We start from the raw sequence: 19,627 nt of genomic DNA on the forward strand, positions 1-19,627 counted from the left end.
ACTTGCGCTTGTCTTCGCGAAGCTGCGCGAAGCTAAACGCAGTGGCAAACCTGCCCGATTGCCACTGATTTGCCACTGGAAATCGGCCACCTGGTGTGCTTCCTGTATAGCCGCTCTGCGGCTGGCTGCGCGCATGCCCGCGTGTTCTGCCTATACACAAGACCTCTACTACATGGGTCCTGTGATGACCACCTCTTCCGCCTTCACCCCGCTGACCAAGCAAGCCGTTGCCGACTCGCTGGGCATCTCCATCCGCTCGGTGGAGAACTGGATAAACGACGGCACCTTGCCTGCGCCCGCCAAGCTGGGCAACCGGGTCTACTGGCACCCGGACGTGTACTTCGGCTGGCTATCGCGCCGGCTGCAAGAAGCTCAGGCAGTGGAGTCCGAGCCTGCACCGGCTGAACTGCGCTTGGTGCCCACACCCGCGCCATCCCGCCGCGAAGCCTCCAGCTCGGACAAAGCCGCCTCGCGTCTGCGCGCCAGCACCGAACGCAAGCTTGCCCGGCTCCAAGGGCTGAACTGACGCCTTCACCACCCGTCGCCGCAGTCGGCCGGCGGCCAGTACGGTTCCGGGGCTGGCGGCTGCCAAACCGGCGGGTGGATGTCTTGCCCGTAGGGGCTGCCGCCCACGTCGATGTACGTGTCCTCAATGAGCGGCAGGCCAGTCGCCGGGTTGATGTCGGGACCGTCGCCGTTGGGTTCGTTGTGCATCTGCTGTTCCTTCATGGTTGGTGCTTGCCCGCCCGGATCGGGCGGGCGTGTGGCTCAGTCTTCGTCCGGGTTCATGACCGTGATGACCGGTTCTGCTTCATCGCCCGGGCCGATGTGCATGTGCAGCGTCAGGGGGCGGGGGTTCATCGCCTTCCCGCCACGCGGCACGACATGAACTTGGAAGGGCACGCGGCAACCGCCGCTGGCCCGGCGGGCGGCGATGTAGGCCATCCACACGACATCCCACAACCGGCCGGACTCGTCTTGCGGCGTTTGCCGTGCTGAGTCGGCATCCGTCCACGCAACTGCCTTGCCCCAAGCTGCCGCAGTCAGGGCCACTGGCACCCGGAAGCCTGCTTCCTGTGCAGTTTCGGTCACGTCTACCAACATCCCATCCGCCAGCGCCTGCGCGCGCGTGTAGCGGTGGATGACCTCCCCGAAGAGGGTGTTCAGGGCGCTGTCCGTCAGTTCTTCATGCATGGTGTTCTCCAAGTGCTGCCGGGCTTCAAGATTCCGAGCCTGCATCCATGCCTTTCCCGGTGTGTCGCATGGGGCCCGCTGGCATTGCTGCCGCCGTTCTTCTGAGTTCGTCGCCTGCGCATGGGCACCGCAAGGCGGAGCGACGGAACAAGCGCCACCAAAGCCGCAGCCCCGCAGGGGACCGGGTGCAGGGGCGCACGAAGTGCCTGCAGGGCCTGTGCAGTCGGGACGAATTGAGGTCACATCGCAGATGACGCGACGGACCTCGGGAGAACGGCGGCAGTGATGTCGAAGGGCTTGGCGGCAACCCGGCGGCGGCTCAAGCCGCCTTGCGCTTCCATGGCGGAAGCGCGCTCAGGTCAATGACGGTCGAGCTGACCGGCACTGTCTCGTCTCGCAGTTCGGCGAGGCGGGCTTTCTTGCGCGCGCGGTAGCGTCGGGCGCGCTCGGCATCGCTGAGGGCGTCGGGCTTCGTTGGCCGGCCGGGCTTGCGCTTGGCCTGGCAAACAGGGGTTGGCGCTGCTTCCACGGCAAGCAGCAGGTCAAGGTCAAGGGTGACGTGGTCGTGTTTGTCTCGCATCCCCGGTATAGCGCGCGTGACGGGGCATGACGGTGTTGGCGCTGAGACTCGTCACGGGAACACGGCATTGCGGTGTGATGCCGTCACGTGCCGCCATGTGGTTCTCGTGGCTGATCGCCACGAGAACCTGTCTGCGTTTCCGTGATGGCGTCACGGGAACTGGCCTGCATCGTCTGCCGCCGGCAGTCGGTGCGGGCCGGCTGTTGAAGCAAGCCGACAGGCGCGCAGCCTTGGTGCCGCAGGCACGGGGGCGGAGTGGGGGCCGCTCGGCAGCGGAGCGAAGCGCAGTGGCACAGCGGGGCAAGGCGTCCAGCCGCTGCCCGACACGCCGCACCCTGCCCACAGGGTCGGCGCGTCGCCGGGGGAGCCGCCTTGGAAACCGCAGGCAGGGCGCAGCCCGTCGCCGTCGCGGTAGCCGTGCCCCAGCGCGGCGGTTGCGAGGTGGGGGCGAAAGCCCGCGCCCCACGCCGCAGGCGCGGGCAAGTGGGTCTAGTCTGGCAACGCGCAGACCGAAGCCCAATCGCGTCCAGCGAGCCGGGTGGAGACACTTGCCCGCGCGTGGAGTGGCCCGCTGAAGGCGGGGCACGGAAGGCGTGGGGGCGCCTGTATTCGTGAGCGCATGGCCGGGCGTCCAGCCCGGACAAGCCCCCGCCCGGCGTCCAGCCGGGAAGAAGGGGGCGGTGTGCTTCAGCCGCATCGCGGCTGTTCGTTCCCCCCTGTTCGCTCCCCGTCGCACACGGGGATGAACGGGTCGCCGCGCTATACAGAGCATGACAACACTCATGCGCAAGGACGGGCGACAGGTCGCCCGCGAGAACGAAGCCCGTGTCCTGCGGGCGCTGCACCGATTTGGCTGGCTGCGCACGCGCGACCTTGCCGCGCTGTGCTGGCGGCGATGGGCTTCCAGGCCAAGCGGCACGCCTGGCGTGGGACCGACGGCGCCGACAGCTTCAGCGGTACGGATGGCGCAGCGCACGATGCGTCGCTTGCGCGATGCGCGGTTGGTCATCACGGCACAGGGGCCGGATGGAAGCCGCCTCTACGCGCTGTCCGAAGGCGGCGCGCGGGCGCTGAAGGACGCGGGCGTTACGGCAATCAGCGGCAAGGACGTGGTGCGCGGCTTCAGCAGCGCGTACTACCGGCACCGCTGCATCGCCAACGAGGTCGCGATTGCGGGCATGGTGCAAGGCTTCCGGGCATCGACAGAACGCGAGATTGCGCAGGGCCTTTGGCTTGGCGGCGAGGCGGGCATCGCAGGCAAGCGGCCGGACGTGCTGTTGCGCAGCGGCGACCGCGTGCACTGGGTCGAAGTCGAGCGTTCCCGAAAAAACTCCCGGGACTATCGGGCGTTGTTGGTCTGGCTGGGCAAGGTTTTGCAGGACAGCACCCGCCGTGACGGCGCCCGACTGCTGGGGCCGGGGCAGGTGTGGGGGCGCGTGATCTTCATCTGCACCCCGGCCTTCGAGGCGAAGCTACGTAAGGACCTTACAGGCGCCGGATGGACGGCGCAGCAGGTCGATGCGCTGTCATCCTTCGAATCCGCGCTATACAGTTTCGAGGACACATTGTTCCCAAAGTAATGAAGGCAATGGAGCGCGGCCAAGGCTGGTACCGCGCTGCACGAGAACCTTCTCGTTGATGCCCCAAGTCCTGGCGTCAACCTTGCGGCTCGCGTTACCGGCCGTCGCTCGTACTGGTTCCCGCCCCTGGCTGCGTAACTGCGGCCGGGGGCGGTTTTATGGGCGGCTTCGCTGAGCATAGGTCGAGCATGAAGAGCATCTGAGGACGAATTTTCCTAATCCCGACAAGGATGGCTTTAGGGTCGCAGTGGATAGATGCCAAGTTCAGGAATGCTTGGTGGGAGGCCGATGTCTCAACTGGTTGTGTGGGCGGTTGAGGTTTTACTTGCGGCTGCGCGGATGGCTGACTCAATATCGTTTCCCACCAACTCGTACATCTTGAATTGGTGGATATTGTCGTGCTTCACATGAAGCTGACCTTCGTTCCCACTATTGCCTCTGTGCTGTCCCCGTGAGAAGAGGTTGTTCTCGGCTACCTCGCGAGAATTCATAACCCAAAGAACGATTTCATCGCGAAAAACGGCCACCCAAACGAATACATCGCAACATTGCGGTTTCAGCTGTTGAAAATTCATCAGAAGATTTTTCTTTGAATTTCTAGACAGCGCCTTCATGTAGAGTGGTTCTTCGCTGTTTGCATCAACGGCACGAGAAGCCTTTACTTCTATTTTTATGCCATCAAGCCAAAGGTCATATTCGCCGGAATAATTGGCATCCAGCTTCTTAGATGCCCTTTTTAAGTTCGCCCCTTTTCCTTGAACGTAAGTCTGGGCAAATCCTTCGCCAAAACCGCGAGGAGCTGAAATCTCAAAAATCCATAGATTTGGATTCTCTGAAATGTACTCATTTCTAATTTCGATGTACTGCGCAAAGGTCAGGCAGCCGCGATTTATTAAGTTGCAGATTAAATGCTCGTACTCATTGAACGGAAATACGGAATGGTCCAGTGCCACTAGCTCCAGTACTTCCTGCAATTGCTCTGCGCTCCCTGAGAACGACCCGATAATCTTATCTTTTAGTTCTGTAAGTTCCATTGTCAGTCCTTTCAATTGACAGAAATTCCAAGAAGCTATCCTCGTGGAATATAGTGTTTGTTCTGAAGTAGTCGACGTAAATTGGGAGTTGCTCTAAGTCTCCTCGTAGTACTTTGTGCGTCGAGAATAGTTTCAGGAAAAGCCAATCCATGAAATCACTGTTAAGCAGGTCACATAGCTGACCTGTTGATATACCCAAGCTTTCTCGGGCTATCAAGATATTGGCGCTATTGAGCACGTATCTCTGCTCTGTGTCATGAAAGAAGCCCAGCTTATTCGTTATAAACTTGTAGATAATCTTCTCTTTTGCCTCGTAGACAGGGCGTGGCGCCACCTGCTGATAGAGTGTCAAATCAGAAGGAATATAGCAGCTGGGCTCGGCAATGGTGCCTTTTCCTATATCGGCACCTCTGAAAACAGGAATGCAACCGTCCCCCTGTGTCGGGCGACAGAATTTATCATTGTCTCCAGTGACGACACCAAGTCCCCAGTTGCAGTGTCCTGCCAGAGTTGAATGGGGAGTTGAGTAAGCCCTTAAAATGACGTCATTCTCTTCTGGTGAGCACCAATAGTTGAAAATGGTTTTAGGGTTTTTTGTGAATGATGCCGAGCTGCGCTCGTATTTTCCTCCGGCTGACTCACAGGTAACAATTGGGGGTGCCTCTGTTCTGCCAATGTTTAGTAGTGAAATTCCAATTGCCTTCGATATTAGGCCTTTGAAGGCTTTTCCGTAGTCTACTATCCGAAGTAGCCCCAACTTGGAAATTCTTATCCGCGCCTCCTCAAACGTGGCTATATTGAAGAATGCGTCAGGCAACAGCAGCCCTAGGCGCCCCCCTTCCTTTAAGCTTCGAATGCATGCGAAAAAGAATAGTGCACTAGTGTCTAGCGCTCGGCCGGCTCCAAATATTAGGCCGTATTGTTCTTTTTGTTCTTTTTGTATTTTTTTCCCCCATGGTGGATTGGTGTAAATAACGTCAAACTGGGGGGCTGAATTCTTGGCTGCCTCAGATAAAAAGTCGGCGCATTTTATATTTTTTGGCTCTACGCCTGTGGCTGCGTAAATGCGCTTTTTTGCAATTGATATGGCGTTTGCATCGGTGTCAAATCCATAGATGTTTTCTGGCTTGAAGCCCAAGTTAATGGCATGCACCAAAAAGTTCCCAGAGCCGCAGCATGGGTCACAGAATGTTGCTGAACCTATCTCGTCGCGTCGAATATCAAAGAGGTTCGCGACAATAGATGGCGGTGTATAATAAATGCCCTCTTTGTTGCGGTAGGAATCCGAAAGAGATGATTCATACTCTGATGAAAGTGCATCAGAGTCAAAGCATTCTGAGTTAATCTTCCCTTGAATCTGCAAAGACGCATCATCGTGATTGTGAGTGTCTTTTGATGACTTGTTCGCTCTTGCGGTGAGCTTCTTCTTTCCAATCTCGTTGCGTTTGAAGTCGGCCAAGGAGTTTTTTATTACTAGTCCGCTTGGCGCCTGATGAATGTTCCCAGCCTTAATCCAATTTCTAATAGTGGCTTGCGAAACGCTGGCGAATTCTGCGGCTTCTTTGATTGAAATTTGGATTTCGGGAGTTTCGCCAAACAAATCTTGCTGGCCGGCCGGAGTTTGCTTGATTTCTAGAGCTTTGTTCAATTTTGATGTTGCCCCACTCGTTGGCTTACTTAATTTGGTTGGTCGCTCGAAGTTGGCCTGAATTATCGATTGATTTTTCAATTCACTGCGGGGTTAAACATTGCGATGCGAGTTAGAGGCATCCAAATAAAATTTATGTTTTTATTTTGAGATTGGATAGTCTCGGCCCTAGACTCTCATTTTATCTGATTTAGTGCAAAGAGGGACGGGGTTCGGGAGGGGCAAGGACTCGATTTCATCGTCGTTGACTGCGACAAGAACCAACTGTGTCCGAGTGTTGCGCTCCGTGTAACCGGCTACCCAACGGGAGCGCGTTTCTGGGCGAGGTTCGAGCCCCCTGTTCGGCGCACTCAAGTTCACAGCACCTTCCAAAAAGGGCCGTCAACGCCGAGGAACTAGGCCACGACCTGTAGGCCCTTGCGCAAGCCCCGACAGTCGAGTTGTTGGCTTCGGTCTGCGATTGCCCTGCGCTTTGACGTCAAACGTGCTGTCACCCTGGCGGTCCGGCGCGGCATCGTCGACGCGAACTTTGGCATCCAGGTGGTCGGCTCAACGCCCTACGCGTGCATCTGCTGCAGCTGCGCCGACCGGCACCCTGCCCGTGATGATGGCTAGGTGTTCCCTGCGAGCCGGGAGGCTCACGATGGCGACGACCTTCATCAAAAGGCGGAATGAACCTACAGCCGACACGAGTCCTGAAGCCATCGACACGTTCACAGCGAACTCGTCCTTGTTGCAGGTTGCAAAGCCGGGCAGACGGTGGTTACCTTCCGGCCGCACGGCCCAGCGGCGCCGACCGTCGCGCCTGCGCTGGCCGCCGCCGAGATGTTGTCAGCGGGGGGGGGCAGAATGTGAACCAGACCCTGGCAATAGTGCTACCGGCATTGTTCCCTGAGTTGACAAAGAACGTGTTGGTGTACGGGGCGCGAGGCGTGCTGACGGCGTTGGTATAGGCGTATCAGCTGGACACGGAGGACAGTACTGTCGCCCGCTGAGACGATGCGGCAGCATCGTCCCTGGTTGCCCTTGGCTCAGACCGGATTGGGCTGTGCAGCTTGGTCACGAAAAAGCGCCGCGATCAAGCGGACATCTTCCAGTGACCAAGCCTGACCGGAGTTCTTGCGAAACCTTCTGCATGTCTCTTCTTGTTCGCGGGCGAAAGAAGGAAGAGATGGAGGGCGGCTGCTGCGGGAGCCAAGGTTCCCGCATTGAGCCGGTCAGGCTGGTCATGATGAAGAACAGCCGTATTCAACGGCTGTTCTCGTGACCGAAGTCGGGGCCTTGCTGGTCAGGGCAACTGGACGTTGCAGAGGCGTAAGCGACCGGCCTTCGTCACCGGCCTGGCTTCGAACACCTCGCCGATGGAGTCCGACAAGCGCTTCCAGAACTTCGGCGACGACAGCGGCATCATGCCGTTCTCCCGGCACCATGAGGCATAGACCATGTACACCTCAGACTTCGACGTGTCTGCAATCAGCGTGCGTTCGATTGCAGCATCCTCGACCCAGGCATGAACTGAGTTCGTCTCTGTGCGGGCGGCCTGCTTGGCGGTCCGCATCGCTGGCGGCGGGGAGGCGTCGAACCGACCGCGTGCCAGCAGACGTTGAAGTCCGTCCAGCGCCCAGTTCAGCACGCCGGTCAACTCGTGCTTGATGATGTGGGCGGCCAAGAGCGGGTCCCGCTCGCCGGCCGGAATCTCGACCGTGAACGGCACGATGTCAAAGCGTCGCCAGAAGCCGTTGGACTGGTCCCGGATGACGGGGATGTGGTTGGCCAGAATGAGCCATTTGCCGAAGACCCGCGTCGTGATGCCGGGGAGGTACTTTCTGTCGATGGGGACGGACTCGGCGGCAATCATGGTCTTGATGGTCTGCTCGCACCAGTCCTGCGGCGGTGCTTCGTCGCAATAGATGAGCGAGGCGCCAAGCACGATGGCGGCGTGGAAGCCGTCTAGCTTGCTGGGTGACGTTGCCGCAATCCGCTCATGAAGGGCCTGCACGATGTTGGCCAGGGTGCCTTTGCCGTTGGCACCCGAGCCAAGCCAGAGCTGGGCCAGCTGGAAACGCGCATCAGGCATTAGCGTGTAGCCGATGTACTCCTGTACCCGGCCGCGCACTGCCGGGTCCGGGAGGATTCGGCTCAGCAGCTTCTCGAACGCTTCCGGGGGCGGGGCGGCGGGGTCGTAGTCACAACGAAGGACGTGACGTAGCCCAAGCCCCTTGTCGTGGGGACGCAGCACCGGCGAGCCGTCGAGGTGCAGATAGCCGTTCTGCACGGGGATGACGGCCGCGTCTGTCGGCTCCTGAAGGGCTGGCAACCAGAGCAACGCCGTTTGGTGGGTGGCCTTGGCGTTGGCAGCGTTGACAACGCCGTGGCTACCGTCGGCAATCCACCGCAGCGCCATGCGCATGCCGGCCTCGTCATCAATCATGCGCCAGTGCGTGCCGGTCCACTCGTGAAGCAACTGGTCGGCGGACGCGTAGTTGCCCGACCTCTCCAGCTTCTCCGCGTAGCCGATGGGCTCGAAGGGAGGACGGCGGCTCATGCGTTGCCCCCTTCCCGCGCAGTCGTGGCAGGGATGGCGGCGCGGTCCTCCTTGTGGCACTCCATCCATTGATGGACATCCGACAGCTTGAAGCGCAGGCGTCGTCCAAGGACGATGGCCGGTGGCAGGTCGCCGCCGGTCGCACGGCGGTTGTAGATGGTTCGTGGTGCGAGCGCAATGAGGGCGCTCAGGTCGCGGGGCGTCAGAAGACGGTCCATGTGCAGTTCCCAAAGGTAAGCAGTCACATGACTGCCTACCGTATAGCGCGAACATCACTGCATGAACCGCGTGCTACTGCAAGTTGTTCAGGCCGCCTTGCTGAGCGTGGTTCCCCATGTCAGACATACCGCCGGCAACTTGAAAGTTTGCGTCTGAATCACCGGGAGCGGCGTTGGTGCAGGCGCGGTCGGCGGCGCCGATCCGCACAGGTCGGTGATGCTCACCGCCGCCCCCTTCTTCAAACGGCGCACGCCGTGGTGCGTGGTGACCTGGCTCTTGTCCGCGAAGGCTGCGTCCAGGCGCTTCGCCAAGTTCTGAGCGCAAAGGTGCGCGTACCGCAGCAGCATGCGCGTGTCACGGTGGCCGCTGAAGGCTTGCAGGTCAACCAGCGTGAAGCCGCCCGGTGTGTTGCTGCCAGCCTCCGCGACACGTGAAATGGCTTCGTGACGCAGGTCGTGAACCCGCAACTCGTGTTCTTCTGTCAGCTTTGCCGCTGTGCAAATGCGCACCCACGCTTTCCGTAGTCCGTCAACGGTGATGGGGAACACGTGTTCAGACGTGCGCGGGAGGGCGCGGAGCATGCGGACAAGGTCCGCGCGGATGGGTAGCTTGCGTGCACGCCCGTTCTTGGTTTCGGGCAGTAGGGCGGTCTGCGACTCCAAGTCCAGCTGTGACCATCTGAGGTTCAGCGCTTCCCCGCGACGTGCCCCGGTCATCAGCAGGAACTGGGTGAGCGTTTCCACAAGTGCGACGTGGGTGTACGTCTGTTCAGCCTCGTGCTGGTACTGCTCTCGGGCTGCCTTGACAATCTTTTTGCGCCGGTAGACGGTGGAGGCCTCGTTGGCGTCCGAGCGCTCGTCCTGCATCAACTGCTCAAGTCGGCGTTCAATGGACTTCGTGCGGTCTTCTGTTCGCGCGGCGTCCAGAAGTTGCGCCTCCTCGTCGTCCTTCAGGCGGCGGTCACGTTCGTTGTAGTAGGAGGGGCGTCGGATGCCGTCCATGGGGCTCTTGACGCAAGGAATCCGCCACATGTCGATAGCCGCATTGCAGGCGGCGGTGAAGATGTCAATCTCCCTGTCCACCGTCGAGGCTTCCACGACCTGAAGCCGTTCGTCGATGTAGTCCCTGAAGTCTTCCGGCACGACATCGGCGAAGGACTTGCGCACAAACCGGCTGGTCTCCGATGGCTCACTCATCCGCGCACCGGTTGGTTTGCGCATCGGCGTGACTTTCCACTTTGGGTTTGGGTTGGGGTGCGCGGCCAGGATGGCGCCCATGTCTTCGCGAGGCAGTCCGGCGTCTTGCAGGATGGCATTGATTTTGTAGCCGTCGACCTCGAAGCTCTTGTGCCGGGGGGCTTCCTCGCGCAGGTACCGAATCAGGACGTCCGCGAACGAGGTCCGCCGAGCAACGCCGTAGTCGATGATGATGCCGCGACGGCGCTCGCTCTCTATACGCTGTTGGACTTCAATGGCCTCGGCCTCGCTCGACGCGTACAAGGTCAGGGTCGGGTAGCCGACCTGACGAGCGCGGATGACGTAGTGGTTGTTGAGGCTGGCCAGCTTGGGCTTGAGGCCCAGCGCCTTCAGTTGCTCGACGTAGGCCGTGATGGCCTTGGTCGCGCTGTACTCGAAGGACTTGGTGAGGTCGTCGCGGTTCTTGACCGTGACTTGAACCTTGGAGCGGTTCTCGATGGATGCCATGACGCAATGTTCCGTAGATGAGGAACAGGCGTATAGGCAAGGAGATGGGGGATGATTGCGCGGGTGGCATGCGAAGTGGCAGAGATTGCCACTGATTTGCCACTGCTGCTATCCGGTTGGCAAATCAAGAACTGCGTAAGTCCTTGATTTGCAACGGAAATTCTGGTCGGGGTGAGAGGATTCGAACCTCCGGCCTCTACGTCCCGAACGTAGCGCTCTACCAGGCTAAGCTACACCCCGATGTCGATTCACAACTCAAGAAGAGCGGTGAATCGAATCAAACGATAATTGTAGCAGAGCTTCACGGAATTCAGAAGCTGGCAGTGCGTCCAGGCACTGCTTGGCCACTTCGGCCTGCTGTTGAGCCGCGGCACGGGTCACTTCCAATGCCCCGGTCGACTTCACGATGGCCACGATCTCGGGCATGCGCTCCACCTCACCGTTGATGATGGCGTTGCGGATCATTTCGCGCTGCTCGGCTGTGCCGCGCTCCATGGCGGCCAGCAGCGGCAGCGTGGGCTTGCCCTCGCGCAGGTCGTCACCAATGTTCTTGCCCAGCTCTTCGGTGCTGCCCTCATAGTCCAGCAAGTCATCGATCAGCTGGAATGCGGTGCCCAGCGCACGGCCATAGGCGGCGCAGGCTTCTTCCACCTCTGGCGACGCATCGGTGATCAGTGCGCCCAGACGGGCACTGGCTTCAAAGAGCTTGGCCGTCTTGTATTCAATCACCTGCAGGTAGTCTTCCACCGAGATGTCGGGGTCGTGCATGTTCATCAACTGCAGCACTTCCCCTTCTGCGATCACGTTGGTCGCATCCGCCAGCACTTCCATCACGCGCAGGCGGTTGGTCGACACCATCATCTGGAAGGCGCGGGAGTAGAGGAAGTCCCCCACCAGCACGCTGGCGGCGTTGCCGAACATCGCATTGGCCGTCTTGCGGCCACGGCGCAGATCCGACTCGTCCACCACGTCGTCGTGCAGCAGCGTGGCGGTGTGGATGAACTCCACCACCGCAGCCAGCTCATGGCGTTGCGCGCTGTCGCAGCCCAGGGCTCGTGCGACCAGCAACAGCAGCATCGGGCGCACGCGCTTGCCGCCGGCGTTGACAATGTAATGAGAGATTTGATTGACCAGCACCACCCTTGATGCCAGCCGGCGGTGGATGACCTGATCGACCTCTGCCATGTCGCTGGCGGAGAGGGTGCGGTAGCTGGCGGGCGTGGGGGTTGTGGCGGACACGTTGAAGAAACTGCTCAGGTCTGAGGTAAGGTAAGCGCTGATTATAGAAACCCCCCGCTGTTTTCCTGACATCCCCCTGCATCATGAATACGAGCCAGGATGTGCTGAATCACGCACAGCAGACCGCCCGCCCCTCTTTGTCCATCGCCGTCATTGGCGCCGGCCCCGCCGGGCTGTCGCTGGCCCTGCAGGCGGCACGTGCCTTGCCGCACGCGCACATCACCGTGTTCGATGCCCGCCCGGCCGACAAGGATGTCTCGCAAGACCCGCGGGTGCTGGCCCTCTCGCTCGGCTCTGTGCAGGAACTGCAGCGCATGGGTCTGTGGGATGCCATGCTGGCCACGCAACAGGTTGCAGCCATCCGCCAGGTCCATGTCTCGCAGCAACAGCCCACCGTGCTGTGGCCCGGTCAGGGGCAGCCTGCCGTGCACATCTCTGCGGCCGAACAAGGCGTGCCGCAACTCGGTGCCGTCATCAGCTACGGCACCCTGGTCGCACCCATGCAGGCATCGTGGCTGTCAGCCGTGGCGGCCGATGAGGCCCGCCTGTCCATGCGTTTCGGCACCCCGGTCAAAGGCGTCAAGGCCGTCAGTGAAGGCGTTGAAATCGATGCTGACATCGTGGAGCACTTCGACCTGGCCGTCATCGCCGAAGGGGGCGTGTTTGCCGACCAGCCCAAGCTGAGCTGGCCCGAAGGCGTCAGCCGAGACTACCGTCAAAAAGCCTGGATCGGCCAGGTGCTGCTGGCGGACGACACGCCCGCTGGCGTGGCCTATGAACGCTTCACCCCGTCAGGCCCGGCTGCCCTGCTGCCTCTGCCCAGGGGGTCGGTGGTGCCCGGTGGACCCGTGGGGCCGCGTGCTGCGCTGGTCTGGTGCGTGCCGAGCGATGACGACCCCGTGGCCGAACTCGATGACGCCCAGCGCCTGACCGTGCTCAACACCATTTTCCCGGCGCAGGTGGGCGAGATCCGCCAGATGTCGCCGCTCAAGGTGTTCCCGCTGGGCCTCAACGCCCACCGCCGACTGGTCAGCGAAGGTGCCCTGGTGCGCATCGGCAATGCCGCCCAGACCCTGCACCCGGTCGCCGGCCAAGGCTTCAACCTGGGTCTGCGAGATGTGCATGAACTGCTGGCGGCCCTGGTGCGCGCCAGCCAGGGTACGTCCACCGATGTGGCCACAGCCCTGCGCCAGTTCGAGCGCCGCCGTCAGCCTGATCGCTTCACCCTGATCGCCGGCACCGATTTCCTCGCCCGCAGCTTCACCTTCCCGGCCCCCATCCTGGCGACCGCTCGCGGCCTGGGGCTGGGCGCGATGCAGGCGCTGGGCCCCCTCAAGCGCGCCCTGGCCAACACCATGATGTTCGGTCGCCGCTGACCTCCTCATCCGCAGTCTTCGCCATCGGATCAGGGTGCTGACGTCACCTCGAAGTCGGCGTCACAGCCCTTGCCGGACGCGATCACACGGCGGGCCCAAGCCAGCCAGGGCCGCCGCAGCCAAGGCATCCGCCACAGCCATGCGGGTGCCACCTCCTGCGGCGCACTGAGCAGCCCGCAGCGGTAACAGCCCTCGGAGACACTCCAGCGCAGTGCATCGCAAGCCCCCTTGCGACGCCGGCTGATCAGCATGCCCACCGGGCACGGCTCAGCCAGGCAGCACACACCGCAACCATTGCATGGCTGCCCCAAGGCGGGCTTGGGCGGGGCGTCTATGTGGATCTCGATACGGTCTTGCTGCATGAAAGGCTCGGGTTTGAGACAATCTTGCCTTATGAACACCGCGCTGAACACCTCTGTGTCCGTCGACCAACCTGTCGACCAGTACATGACCGCCGTGGGCCAGGCCGCCCGCGCCGCTGCCACCGTGATGGCTGCCGCCTCCACCGCCGCCAAAAATGGTGCGCTGCTGGCCCTGGCTCGCCTGATCCGCGACAACGCCGCCGCACTGAAAGACGCCAACGCGGGTGACATCACCCAGGCCGAGGCCCATGGCCTGGCAGCCCCGATGGTCGACCGCCTGCGCCTGACCGACAAGGTCATCGCCACCATGGCCGAAAGCTGCGAACAAGTCGCCGCCCTGCCCGACCCCATTGGCGAGATCACCAATGTGCGTCGCCGCCCCACCGGCATCAGCGTCGGCCAGATGCGCGTGCCCATTGGCGTGTTCGGCATGATCTACGAAAGCCGCCCCAATGTGACCATCGAAGCCGCTTCGCTGGCCATCAAGAGTGGCAATGCCTGCGTGCTGCGCGGCGGCTCCGAAGCCATCCACTCCAACCTGGCGCTGTGGAAGCTGGTGCAAGCGGCTCTGGTGGAAGCCCAACTGCCTGCCAACGGCGTGCAACTGGTGCAGACCACCGACCGTGCGGCCGTCGGCCAGCTCATCGCCATGCCTGCGTATGTCGATGTCATCATTCCCCGCGGTGGCAAAGGCCTGATCGAGCGCATCAGCCAGGAGGCTCGTGTGCCCGTCATCAAGCACCTCGACGGCAACTGCCACACCTATGTCGACAGCGAAGTCGACCTGGCGCTGGCTGTGAAGGTCACCGACAACGCCAAGACCCAGAAGTACAGCCCCTGCAACGCCACCGAGTCCTTGCTGGTGCATGCCGCACAGGCCGCCGCGTTCCTGCCGCTGATCGGCAAGGTGTTTGCCGACAAGGGCGTCGAAATGCGCGCCGATGCCCGTGCCAAGGCCATCCTGGCGGGCGTGGCTGGTGCCAAGGTGGTCGATGCCACCGAGCAGGACTGGTACGAGGAATACCTCTCCGCCGTGATCGCCGTGAAGGTGGTCGACTCGGTGGACGAGGCCATTGCCCACATCAACAAGTACGGCTCGCACCACACGGACTCGATCCTGACGACCAACCACCCGAACGCCATGCGCTTCCTGCGCGAGGTCGATTCGGCCAGCGTCATGATCAATGCCTCGACCCGCTTCGCAGACGGCTTCGAATACGGCCTCGGTGCCGAAATCGGCATCAGCACCGACAAGTTCCACGCCCGTGGTCCCGTCGGGCTGGAAGGGCTGACCTCGCTGAAGTTCGTGGTGTTCGGTCAGGGCGAAGTGCGCAGCTGACCAGCCGCCCCATCCCCCGCCACTGCAGGCCCTGCTTGTGCTGGAACTGAATGCCGTCAACATCGGCCTGATGCTGCTTGCCTCGGCGGGTGCGGGCCTGGTCGACGCCATCGTGGGTGGCGGCGGCCTCATCATCGTGCCCTCGCTGTTTGGCCTGTTTCCCCAAGCTGTGCCAGCCACGCTGCTGGGCACCAACAAGGCCGCTTCCATCTGGGGCACGGGCTGGTCCGCCTGGCAATTTGCGAAAAAGGTGCGCCTGCCATCACGCCGACTGCTTGGGGCCATTGGCGCAGCCATGCTGGGGGCCCTGCTCGGAGCCTGGCTGGCGACACAGGTACCGGCGAGTCGCTTTCGCAGCGTCCTGCCCGTGGTGCTGGCTGCGGTATGGGTCTACACCCTGTGGCGCAAAGACCTGGGTCAGCACCACACCCCCCACCTGTCCACGCGCCAGGAAACCCTGTTGGCCACGGCCATTGGCGCCAGCATCGGCTTTTATGACGGCATCTTCGGCCCTGGCACCGGCAGCTTCTTCGTGTTCGCCTTCGTGCGCCTGCTGGGTTGGGACTTTCTCCATGCCAGTGCCGCAGCCAAGCGGCTGAACTTCGCCACCAATGTGGCTGCGCTGGCCTGGTTCATCCCGCAAGGTCACGTGGTGTGGGCCTTGTCGCTGCCCATGGCGGTCGCCAATGTGGCGGGCAGTTCACTCGGCACCCACCTGGCCATCCGGCATGGCGCCGGGTTTGTGCGCCACGCCTTTCTCATCGTGGTGGGCGCGCTCGTGCTGCGCACGGCCTGGACGGCCTGGGGTCAGTGAGGCTGCAGCGACGCCAGGTACGGCTTCCAGCCCATGGTGTGTGCATGCAGGCTTTGAATGAACAACCGGCCGTTGGCTTCAGTGGCCGAGGTGGTTTCCGGATAGGCCCCCGTCGGGTCCTGCAGATCGGCCACGATGCGCCCCGCTTCGTTGAAGGCGATCACATGCCCATAGGCCTTGGGCACCGGCCACAGCGAGCGAGGCAGGCGCAAGGTCAGCGACCGCACCCATGGGTGTTCGGCTGACATGTCCAGCACCGGGCTGCGCGGCTTGGTCAAGCCCACCCAGATGCGCCCTTCTTCACCGCGCGTCAAGTTGTCCGGGTAGCCCGGCAGGTTGTCCAACAGCACCACGGCAGCGCCTTGCTGCAAGACCTCTTCCATGCGAGGCACCCCGGCAGGGTCGGCCGCACGCACCGTGGCCAGTTTGGCCTGGTCCACCTTCAAGACCCGGAACGTGCCCGTTTCAGCCAGGAACATGTGCTGGCCATCCTGCGAGAACACCATGCCGTTGGGAAAGCACAAGCCGGCCAAGGCCACCTTGGGCTGCCCTCCCTGTGCATCCAGCACGATCACCCGGCCGGTACAACTGTGTTCGAGGATGTCGAGCACACTGGCCTCGAAGGTACTGCCCAACGCCTTGGCGCCAAACCGACGAGAGGCGTCGGTCAGCCAGATGCGCCCGTCAGGCGACACCTCGACGGCATCCGCATAGCGAACCGGGTCATGGGCCACCGGGTGGTCCACCTCGGTCAACAGGGTATCGATGTGCGCCTGGGCGCCCTGCCCCCTGATGCGCAACAGGCCACGCATGGCATCCGCCACCAGCAGACTGCCATCAGCGGCCACCGCCAAGCCTAGCGGGCGCCCACCGGTGTTGGCCACCACCGCTTGCTGTGCACCATCGGTTGACAGCGACAGGACGTCGCCATTGCTCAAACCGGTGTAGAGCACATCGCCATGGCGGGCAATGTATTCGGGGCCCTCCTGCCCTGCCCCCAGTTGCACCTGGTTCAGGCCGGACAGCCATTCGTTGCGCACATGGGGGCCGTTGTAGCCCTTGTCCTTGGGCGCATGCCAGCCCTGGGGCTCCACAGGAATCGGCCAGAAGAACAAGTAGCCCAGTGAGGCTAGCAGTGGTGTCAGCCAACTGGCCAGCCAATTCACCCGCCCACGAGACACCTTCATGGAACCCGTCGTCATGCCCAACCCCTTGTTTTTGACCGAATCCGTTTTCAGATGGCAGTGTCAAGGAACGGTACGCGCTCGCCTCTCCGGACTTGCCCTCGCTATGGTCAGAACCATTGCCAATACCTATCAAGACAATTCATACGATTTTCTTGATCAATCAATACGCAGCAAAGACAATGAGAACCATTCTCAATGGAGGCACAAGAGGAGATCACCATGGCCAAGACAGCAACTTTCGGTGTGATGCACATCGTCACCTCGTTCAGCGTGACCTATCTCATCACAGGCAGTATCGCAGTGGCAGGTGTGGTGACCTTTGTCGAGCCCCTGGTCAACACGGTCATGCACTACTTCTTCGACAAGTACTGGGAGCACCCCCGTGCCGTAGCCGGTCGCGCCGCCATGACCCGCCTCGTCACCCAACGAACCTGACAAGCCCCCCCCAAAGACAAAGGCCGCCTCCCTTGCGGGAAAGCGGCCCTGTCGTGACCTTGAGTCGAACGGATTACTTCTCGACGAAAGCGCGTTCGATCACGTAATCGCCCGGAATGCCCTGGGCCTCGGACACCTTGAAGCCCGCGTCGTCCAGAATCTGGCACAGGTCTTTCAGCATCGAGGGGCTGCCGCACATCATGGCGCGGTCATTCTCGGGGCTCATCTGCGGCAAGCCCACCCCCTTGGCCAATTCGCCATTGAGGATCTGATCGGTCAGGCGACCCTGGTTCTTGAAGGGCTCACGCGTCACCAGCGGGTAATAGATCAGCTTCTCGGTGATCAGCTCGCCCAGCAGTTCATGCTGAGGCAGTTCCTTGCTGATGAAGTCGTGATAGGCCAACTCGCTCACATAGCGCACACCGTGAACCAGCACCACCTTGTCAAACTTCTCGTAGGTGTAGGGGTCCTGGATGATGCTCATGAACGGCGCCAGACCGGTGCCGGTACCAAACAGGTACAGGTTCTTGGCCGGAGTCAGGTCATCCACCACCAGCGTGCCCACGGCCTTGGCACCCACCAGGATCTTGTCGCCTACCTCGATCTTTTGCAGACGCGAGGTCAAGGGGCCGTCTTGCACCTTGATCGACAGGAACTCGAGGTATTCCTCGTAATTGGCGCTGGCCACCGAGTAGGCGCGCATCAGAGGCTTGCCATCTACCTCCAGGCCGATCATCACGAAATGACCACTGTGAAAACGCAGCGACGGATTGCGCGTGGTGCGGAAGCTGAACAGCGTCTCGTTCCAGTGGTGAACGGACAGAACGGTCTCTTGATTGAAAGCGGCCATGACGGGTTCCTGCAGAGCCCACGATACGGGCCCGGGTATTCTTCAAAACCACGTATTGTCGCGCAGCTTTACACCTGCTGCCAAATGAGCTGCGTCAATGTCCAATGAAGATATAGGGGTGAGTTCCGGTATTCTGGATACTATTGAATGACTGACGCTTCCATGACCACATCCGCACCCGCTTCTTTTGCCGCCCTCGCTCATGACCCACGCAGTGCCCTGGTCGTGTTCTCTGGTGGACAGGACTCCACCGCCTGCCTGGCCTGGGCCCTGCAGCGGTTCGAACGGGTTGAGACCATTGGCTTCGACTATGGCCAGCGCCACCGTGTCGAACTGGCGTGCCGCGACCAGGTCCGCGCCGCCCTGGCTGCACAATTCCCCCAGTGGGCGCCCCGACTGGGCGCCGACCACAAGCTTGATCTCGCCCTGCTCGGCCAGATCTCCGACACCGCCATGACGGCTGAAAAAGCCATCGAGATGCAGGCCAACGGCTTGCCCAACACCTTTGTGCCTGGCCGCAACCTGCTGTTCCTGACCTTTGCAGCCTCACTGGCCTATCGCCGGGGCCTGAGTGTGCTGGTCGGTGGCATGTGTGAAACCGACTACTCTGGCTACCCGGACTGCCGCGACAATACCCTCAAGGCCTTGCAGGTGGCGCTCAGCCTCGGGCTGGCTGCCCCCATGACCGTCGAAACCCCGCTGATGTGGCTGACCAAAGCACAGACCTGGGCACTCACGGACCAGTTGGGGGGCGAAGCCCTTAATGAACTCATCATCGAGCACACGCACACTTGCTATCTGGGTGACCGCAGCCAGCGCCATGCCTGGGGTTATGGCTGTGGCACCTGCCCTGCGTGCGAACTGCGCCGGGACGGCTACGACACCTGGATTGCCCACAAAAAAGCTCAACAAGGAGGAACCGCTGCATGAGCATCGCTCAGATCTTCACCCTGGCCATCATCGCCCTGTTCATTTTCTGGGCGGTCGGGGTCTACAACCGGCTGGTCAAGTTGCGCAATGAAATCGCCAACGCCTTTGCCCAGATCGACGTGCAACTCAAGCGTCGCCACGACCTGATCCCCAATCTGGTGGAGGTCGCCCGCAAGTACATGAGCCATGAGCGCGAAACCCTGGAGCGCGTCACCGCCGCCCGGGCCCAGGCCATGGCCGCTGCCGACCTGGTACGCAGCCAGCCCAACCAGGCTGGTGCACTCAAAAGCCTGAACCTGGCTGAACAGGTGCTCGGCAGCGCGCTGGGCAAGCTCAATGTGGTCATGGAGTCCTACCCTGAGCTCAAGGCCGACCAGACCGTGCGCGACCTCAATGAAGAGCTCACCCACACGGAAAACAAGGTGGCATTCTCGCGGCAACTGTTCAACGACGTGACCCTCGAGTTCAACAACGCCATCCACCAGTTCCCGGCCAACGTCATTGCCGGCCTGTTCGGTTTCCGCACGGCCGCCATGCTGCAAGCCACCACCACCGAGGCCGAACGCGCTCCCGTCAAGGTATCGTTCTGACT

At 61.5% G+C, this 19,627-nt stretch carries 20 protein-coding genes and 1 tRNA gene; 8 read left to right on the forward strand and 13 right to left on the reverse strand.

Annotation, left to right across the window (positions count from 1 at the left end; all coding sequences use genetic code 11):
• Positions 1 to 133: 133 nt before the first annotated feature.
• Positions 134 to 526, forward strand: coding sequence for a helix-turn-helix transcriptional regulator (locus ACE3PH_RS04805; protein WP_374316845.1), 393 nt, complete (start codon positions 134 to 136; stop codon positions 524 to 526).
• 5 nt (positions 527 to 531) lie between these two features.
• Here ACE3PH_RS04805 and ACE3PH_RS04810 read toward each other — a convergent pair whose 3' ends face one another.
• The 3 genes from ACE3PH_RS04810 to ACE3PH_RS04820 all read right to left on the reverse strand — a co-directional run bounded on the left by ACE3PH_RS04810 (position 532) and on the right by ACE3PH_RS04820 (position 1,774).
• Complete coding sequence (locus ACE3PH_RS04810; protein WP_374316846.1) at positions 532 to 729, reverse strand: hypothetical protein; 198 nt, start codon at positions 727 to 729, stop codon at positions 532 to 534.
• Between the two features lie 39 nt (positions 730 to 768).
• The gene (locus ACE3PH_RS04815; RefSeq protein WP_374316847.1) at positions 769 to 1,194 is read right to left on the reverse strand and encodes a DUF6573 family protein; all 426 of its coding nucleotides are present in this window, start codon (positions 1,192 to 1,194) and stop codon (positions 769 to 771) included.
• A 319-nt stretch (positions 1,195 to 1,513) separates the two neighbouring features.
• Positions 1,514 to 1,774, reverse strand: coding sequence for a hypothetical protein (locus ACE3PH_RS04820; protein ID WP_374316848.1), 261 nt, complete (start codon positions 1,772 to 1,774; stop codon positions 1,514 to 1,516).
• Between the two features lie 782 nt (positions 1,775 to 2,556).
• Here ACE3PH_RS04820 and ACE3PH_RS04825 point away from each other — a divergent pair.
• Positions 2,557 to 3,354 (forward strand): hypothetical protein, encoded by a 798-nt coding sequence (locus tag ACE3PH_RS04825; protein WP_374316849.1) that lies wholly within the window; start codon positions 2,557 to 2,559, stop codon positions 3,352 to 3,354.
• A gap of 293 nt (positions 3,355 to 3,647) precedes the next feature.
• On the opposite strand, the gene ACE3PH_RS04830 is transcribed toward ACE3PH_RS04825, so the two are convergent.
• From ACE3PH_RS04830 to ispB, 7 genes are all read right to left on the reverse strand, one after another.
• Positions 3,648 to 4,388, reverse strand: a complete 741-nt coding sequence (locus ACE3PH_RS04830) for a hypothetical protein (protein ID WP_374316850.1) — start codon at positions 4,386 to 4,388, stop codon at positions 3,648 to 3,650.
• Positions 4,363 to 6,036, reverse strand: coding sequence for a TaqI-like C-terminal specificity domain-containing protein (locus ACE3PH_RS04835; RefSeq protein WP_374316851.1), 1,674 nt, complete (start codon positions 6,034 to 6,036; stop codon positions 4,363 to 4,365). The genes ACE3PH_RS04830 and ACE3PH_RS04835 overlap by 26 nt, the downstream gene beginning before the upstream one ends.
• A gap of 1,288 nt (positions 6,037 to 7,324) precedes the next feature.
• On the reverse strand, positions 7,325 to 8,581 hold the full coding sequence (locus ACE3PH_RS04840; protein WP_374316852.1) for a phage/plasmid primase, P4 family: 1,257 nt from the start codon (positions 8,579 to 8,581) through the stop codon (positions 7,325 to 7,327).
• Positions 8,578 to 8,799, reverse strand: coding sequence for a helix-turn-helix transcriptional regulator (locus ACE3PH_RS04845; RefSeq protein ID WP_374316853.1), 222 nt, complete (start codon positions 8,797 to 8,799; stop codon positions 8,578 to 8,580). The genes ACE3PH_RS04840 and ACE3PH_RS04845 overlap by 4 nt, the downstream gene beginning before the upstream one ends.
• A gap of 87 nt (positions 8,800 to 8,886) precedes the next feature.
• On the reverse strand, positions 8,887 to 10,503 hold the full coding sequence (locus ACE3PH_RS04850; RefSeq protein ID WP_374316854.1) for a site-specific integrase: 1,617 nt from the start codon (positions 10,501 to 10,503) through the stop codon (positions 8,887 to 8,889).
• A 163-nt stretch (positions 10,504 to 10,666) separates the two neighbouring features.
• Positions 10,667 to 10,743: transfer RNA gene (locus ACE3PH_RS04855), tRNA-Pro, on the reverse strand.
• Between the two features lie 15 nt (positions 10,744 to 10,758).
• Positions 10,759 to 11,688: an octaprenyl diphosphate synthase gene (gene ispB, locus ACE3PH_RS04860; RefSeq protein ID WP_374316898.1), complete on the reverse strand. Its 930-nt coding sequence runs from the start codon at positions 11,686 to 11,688 to the stop codon at positions 10,759 to 10,761.
• A gap of 137 nt (positions 11,689 to 11,825) precedes the next feature.
• Between ispB and ACE3PH_RS04865 the strand changes: the two genes are divergently transcribed.
• Positions 11,826 to 13,118: an FAD-dependent monooxygenase gene (locus ACE3PH_RS04865; RefSeq protein ID WP_374316855.1), complete on the forward strand. Its 1,293-nt coding sequence runs from the start codon at positions 11,826 to 11,828 to the stop codon at positions 13,116 to 13,118.
• Between the two features lie 29 nt (positions 13,119 to 13,147).
• Here ACE3PH_RS04865 and ACE3PH_RS04870 read toward each other — a convergent pair whose 3' ends face one another.
• A complete protein-coding gene (locus ACE3PH_RS04870) occupies positions 13,148 to 13,480 on the reverse strand; it encodes a hypothetical protein (RefSeq protein ID WP_374316856.1) in 333 nt (110 codons plus the stop codon).
• An 85-nt stretch (positions 13,481 to 13,565) separates the two neighbouring features.
• Between ACE3PH_RS04870 and ACE3PH_RS04875 the strand changes: the two genes are divergently transcribed.
• Both ACE3PH_RS04875 and ACE3PH_RS04880 read left to right on the forward strand, forming a co-directional pair.
• Positions 13,566 to 14,819 (forward strand): glutamate-5-semialdehyde dehydrogenase, encoded by a 1,254-nt coding sequence (locus ACE3PH_RS04875; protein ID WP_374316899.1) that lies wholly within the window; start codon positions 13,566 to 13,568, stop codon positions 14,817 to 14,819.
• 70 nt (positions 14,820 to 14,889) lie between these two features.
• Positions 14,890 to 15,633 (forward strand): sulfite exporter TauE/SafE family protein, encoded by a 744-nt coding sequence (locus ACE3PH_RS04880; protein ID WP_374316900.1) that lies wholly within the window; start codon positions 14,890 to 14,892, stop codon positions 15,631 to 15,633.
• On the opposite strand, the gene ACE3PH_RS04885 is transcribed toward ACE3PH_RS04880, so the two are convergent.
• Complete coding sequence (locus ACE3PH_RS04885) at positions 15,627 to 16,835, reverse strand: SMP-30/gluconolactonase/LRE family protein (protein ID WP_374316857.1); 1,209 nt, start codon at positions 16,833 to 16,835, stop codon at positions 15,627 to 15,629. The two genes, ACE3PH_RS04880 and ACE3PH_RS04885, sit on opposite strands and share 7 nt — an antisense overlap.
• A 204-nt stretch (positions 16,836 to 17,039) precedes the next feature.
• Between ACE3PH_RS04885 and ACE3PH_RS04890 the strand changes: the two genes are divergently transcribed.
• Positions 17,040 to 17,255, forward strand: coding sequence for a DUF2061 domain-containing protein (locus ACE3PH_RS04890; protein WP_374316858.1), 216 nt, complete (start codon positions 17,040 to 17,042; stop codon positions 17,253 to 17,255).
• Positions 17,256 to 17,328: 73 nt separating this feature from the next.
• Here ACE3PH_RS04890 and ACE3PH_RS04895 read toward each other — a convergent pair whose 3' ends face one another.
• Positions 17,329 to 18,105: a ferredoxin--NADP reductase gene (locus ACE3PH_RS04895; protein WP_374316859.1), complete on the reverse strand. Its 777-nt coding sequence runs from the start codon at positions 18,103 to 18,105 to the stop codon at positions 17,329 to 17,331.
• A 162-nt stretch (positions 18,106 to 18,267) separates the two neighbouring features.
• Here ACE3PH_RS04895 and queC point away from each other — a divergent pair, with 162 nt between their 5' ends.
• Entirely contained in the window at positions 18,268 to 19,035 is a 768-nt protein-coding gene (gene queC / locus ACE3PH_RS04900) for a 7-cyano-7-deazaguanine synthase QueC (RefSeq protein WP_374316901.1), read from the forward strand.
• Positions 19,032 to 19,625 carry a LemA family protein gene (locus ACE3PH_RS04905; RefSeq protein WP_374316860.1) on the forward strand — a complete coding sequence of 198 codons (594 nt, stop codon included), beginning with the start codon at positions 19,032 to 19,034 and terminating at the stop codon, positions 19,623 to 19,625. Before queC ends, ACE3PH_RS04905 begins: the two co-directional genes overlap by 4 nt.
• The last annotated feature ends 2 nt before the right edge of the window (positions 19,626 to 19,627 follow it).

The sequence above is a fragment of the Aquabacterium sp. genome, from assembly GCF_041909175.1.
Lineage (GTDB): Bacteria > Pseudomonadota > Gammaproteobacteria > Burkholderiales > Burkholderiaceae_C > Aquabacterium.

Coding starts and splice junctions, on each gene's coding strand:
- ACE3PH_RS04805 (WP_374316845.1), top strand. CDS start 134: ATGCCCGCGTGTTCTGCCTATACACAAGACCTCTACTACATGGGTCCT.
- ACE3PH_RS04810 (WP_374316846.1), bottom strand. CDS start 729: ATGAAGGAACAGCAGATGCACAACGAACCCAACGGCGACGGTCCCGAC.
- ACE3PH_RS04815 (WP_374316847.1), bottom strand. CDS start 1,194: ATGCATGAAGAACTGACGGACAGCGCCCTGAACACCCTCTTCGGGGAG.
- ACE3PH_RS04820 (WP_374316848.1), bottom strand. CDS start 1,774: ATGCGAGACAAACACGACCACGTCACCCTTGACCTTGACCTGCTGCTT.
- ACE3PH_RS04825 (WP_374316849.1), top strand. CDS start 2,557: ATGCGCAAGGACGGGCGACAGGTCGCCCGCGAGAACGAAGCCCGTGTC.
- ACE3PH_RS04830 (WP_374316850.1), bottom strand. CDS start 4,388: ATGGAACTTACAGAACTAAAAGATAAGATTATCGGGTCGTTCTCAGGG.
- ACE3PH_RS04840 (WP_374316852.1), bottom strand. CDS start 8,581: ATGAGCCGCCGTCCTCCCTTCGAGCCCATCGGCTACGCGGAGAAGCTG.
- ACE3PH_RS04845 (WP_374316853.1), bottom strand. CDS start 8,799: ATGGACCGTCTTCTGACGCCCCGCGACCTGAGCGCCCTCATTGCGCTC.
- ACE3PH_RS04850 (WP_374316854.1), bottom strand. CDS start 10,503: ATGGCATCCATCGAGAACCGCTCCAAGGTTCAAGTCACGGTCAAGAAC.
- ispB (WP_374316898.1), bottom strand. CDS start 11,688: ATGGCAGAGGTCGATCAGGTCATCCACCGCCGGCTGGCATCAAGGGTG.
- ACE3PH_RS04865 (WP_374316855.1), top strand. CDS start 11,826: ATGAATACGAGCCAGGATGTGCTGAATCACGCACAGCAGACCGCCCGC.
- ACE3PH_RS04870 (WP_374316856.1), bottom strand. CDS start 13,480: ATGCAGCAAGACCGTATCGAGATCCACATAGACGCCCCGCCCAAGCCC.
- ACE3PH_RS04875 (WP_374316899.1), top strand. CDS start 13,566: ATGACCGCCGTGGGCCAGGCCGCCCGCGCCGCTGCCACCGTGATGGCT.
- ACE3PH_RS04880 (WP_374316900.1), top strand. CDS start 14,890: ATGCTGCTTGCCTCGGCGGGTGCGGGCCTGGTCGACGCCATCGTGGGT.
- ACE3PH_RS04885 (WP_374316857.1), bottom strand. CDS start 16,835: ATGACGACGGGTTCCATGAAGGTGTCTCGTGGGCGGGTGAATTGGCTG.
- ACE3PH_RS04890 (WP_374316858.1), top strand. CDS start 17,040: ATGGCCAAGACAGCAACTTTCGGTGTGATGCACATCGTCACCTCGTTC.
- ACE3PH_RS04895 (WP_374316859.1), bottom strand. CDS start 18,105: ATGGCCGCTTTCAATCAAGAGACCGTTCTGTCCGTTCACCACTGGAAC.
- queC (WP_374316901.1), top strand. CDS start 18,268: ATGACCACATCCGCACCCGCTTCTTTTGCCGCCCTCGCTCATGACCCA.
- ACE3PH_RS04905 (WP_374316860.1), top strand. CDS start 19,032: ATGAGCATCGCTCAGATCTTCACCCTGGCCATCATCGCCCTGTTCATT.